At 43.0% G+C, this 2598-nt stretch carries 4 protein-coding genes; all 4 read right to left on the bottom strand.

Going from position 1 to position 2598, the window contains the following annotated elements; all coding sequences use genetic code 11:
- Positions 1-312: 312 nt before the first annotated feature.
- On the bottom strand, positions 313-648 hold the full coding sequence (locus AC5JL3_RS01205) for a hypothetical protein (protein WP_496072748.1): 336 nt from the start codon (positions 646-648) through the stop codon (positions 313-315).
- A gap of 182 nt (positions 649-830) precedes the next feature.
- Positions 831-1262 (bottom strand): PIN-like domain-containing protein, encoded by a 432-nt coding sequence (locus AC5JL3_RS01200; protein WP_496072747.1) that lies wholly within the window; start codon positions 1260-1262, stop codon positions 831-833.
- The gene (locus AC5JL3_RS01195) at positions 1259-1963 is read right to left on the bottom strand and encodes a DUF433 domain-containing protein (protein ID WP_496072746.1); all 705 of its coding nucleotides are present in this window, start codon (positions 1961-1963) and stop codon (positions 1259-1261) included. Before AC5JL3_RS01195 ends, AC5JL3_RS01200 begins: the two co-directional genes overlap by 4 nt.
- 301 nt (positions 1964-2264) lie before the next feature.
- A complete protein-coding gene (locus AC5JL3_RS01190) occupies positions 2265-2534 on the bottom strand; it encodes a hypothetical protein (protein ID WP_496072745.1) in 270 nt (89 codons plus the stop codon).
- Positions 2535-2598: the final 64 nt, after the last annotated feature.

The raw sequence follows: 2598 nt of genomic DNA, 5'->3' as shown, positions 1-2598 counted from the left end.
CCGCTTAAACTATTGATGGCTAAGGGTTTCGGCTTTGTGCAGCAAGCCCTACTTATTCTTTCCGCCAGAGCCAATGATTCAAGAAGAGTTTTTCAGTTTTCAACGTAATGAAAAAGGTTTAGGCTCACCATCGGGAAAGCATGACGATATTGTGATGAGCTTGGCATTTGCTCTAAGTGTCACACCGTTTATGGAGAAATCTTCAAGTGCTGATTGGATAAACGACTTGTGATTCTATGCTACAGCCAGAGCATAGTGAGATTGAAGCATCGATACCCGCTTGAGGTGAACTATCAAGAGGTTCAATAACTATTAGATATCTTTTAGCCAATCGGCTGAACTTTCATTTGCTTCAGGAATTTCAGACGCTTCAAAAAGTTTGGACAAAACCTCATCTTCGCTACCAGTAAAAACGGCGTATATTTCAGTAATTGGTAAGTCAATTGGGTTACTTGACTCACGAGATAGCGTAAAAGCTACGTGTTTAATAAAAACAACTTTATATAAATAAGGTTCTTGCTCTTCTTCTAATTTTATAACTTCATCAATGCGCGGCATAACAAACAAATCTCTTCGCTCTCTTGCCACCCAGTTATGTTCATTCGGTTCTTTCGTGAATATCAAAACACTGATCATGTCATTAGCCATAATAAACGTTGATTTTTTGATGAAGTCAGTTTTGACAATTCTAGAAGGAACTGAGAGCTAGCGCGGAAGCGATTGCTTGTCCCGGATGTTGAGGGTTGGAGAGAGGTGATCGGAAGTCAGGGGTCAGTAGTCAAGGGTTAAATGGTTAGGGTTGAGTTGGTCAGGTGAGAACACTTGTCCTATCAACTGTTGATTTCGTCGAGCAACTCGATGGCGTTTTTCCAAGGTGCCACTCTACCGTCTTTGTATACTTTGGCAATGAAGGGAGCTTTATTGTTTGAAGCGAACTTCAGCATAGATGGTAGAGCATCTAGAAAAGCGAACGCCGTTTCTTCTCCAGAGAGTTTTTTTGAGGCGAGGTTGAACATCCGAGCGCCGACACGGGCTATAGCTTGACGTTCCGTGGGATTTCTAGCAATGCTTTCATCTTTTGTTAGGATAATCCAATCCCATTGTCCTACTTTTGGTATCCAATCTTGATCAAAAGTATTTTGTGGAAAATGATCGTCATGAATTTCGACTGTAACCCCTGTTTTTCTTAGCATTTCTACGATGGGATGTTTCCCTAAACAGCGATCAATGAAAAAGACTGTTGTTTTTGCCGTTGAATTCATGCAGCAACAGGGCGACTCACACAGCGTATAGCTTCCTCGATTTCTTCGATTCCACACTCATAATCATGTGCTAGCTGTTCTTGAGAATCACCAGCATAAAAACGTTCAGCAATGATCTCTGTAGGGATTCCTCTGCCTGCAATAACCATTCTGCCAAAGGCAACACGCGGGTCTATTACAACAAAACGCGGGTTATTTTCCTCTTGGTTGCGTGTAAAGGGGAATAGTTGAATAGCTAAACCTTCGTCATCGGGTTCGATTCTTTCTAAATGAGCGTGTAAGGCATTCTTGAGGATTCTTTGACCATCTTGCGAGGCATTAATCAGAGAGCCATAACGGTCAATGAATAAATCAACACCGTCTGTGTAAAATTCTTGGTGTGCAAGGGGGTGAGAGATATTGATTTTTTCATCGAGGTAGTCTAGTGCAGTTCTAACTTTTACTAAGTCGATCTGATGATGTTGACGGATGGCTCTCAGAACATGAATTTCAATTAAGTTGATAAAGGTTAGTGCTAAGGGCTTTTTTTCCTTAACGCCGATGACAGGTTTAAATTCTTTGCTACCGTCTGTAACTTTGTAGGTATAACCAACAGTCCAAGACCGAATGGTAGAGTATGGAATATTTAAGTAGCGAGATGCGTCCGCAGCCGAGTAACTAGGGATGTTTCGTGGGTCTTTGCCTCCATAAATATCAATCACTGCGATATTCTCCGTTCTCTATGCGTTTTTTTATTTTAAACGTCAATGCCTCGACGTTTTGTTCTGTCATTAGTGATCGCCTCTTTCGGTCAGCAATTGGTAGGCAGTAACCACTAACGACTTACCCACTCTCACGAGGATGAGCCACAAGGCATGGGAGAGGGTAGCCTGGTAGGATTAGACGATCAAACGCTTAAGCTCAATTTCGAGGGAGCTAACGCGATCGCCTATCCTATCGAGCGGTTGCCCAGAACAAGCAGGACAGTCCTGAAGACAGGGGAGAAATCCCCTATCTATGCAATCATTCAAACTCTTCTCTAAGCCTGCGCTTCAAGTCCTCAGAAACAAATAGTCCCTTAATCTCGCGTCTAAGAGCAGTAGAAGTTTCTCCTCGCGCAAGGCGATCTCTGTATACGCCCACCAGTAAAGTTTCTAACCCAAACTTAGATAAGGCATCCGCAGCTATGCCTATCACTCCAAGGAAAACAATACCTCCAATCATTCCGCCTGGTCCCAGCATTGCTAAGGCGGCTGTGATTGCCGCAGCTCCTGTAAAGCCTGTAGTAGCCATTGCAATTAGCGGGACTTAGACAAATTTCAAGCCCAAACAAAGCCCAAACTAGCTTTGTAAGCCA

Source organism: Symplocastrum torsivum, assembly GCF_059505465.1.
The sequence above is the reverse complement of the archived record's forward strand: the minus strand, read 5'-3'. Positions and strand labels throughout refer to the sequence as shown.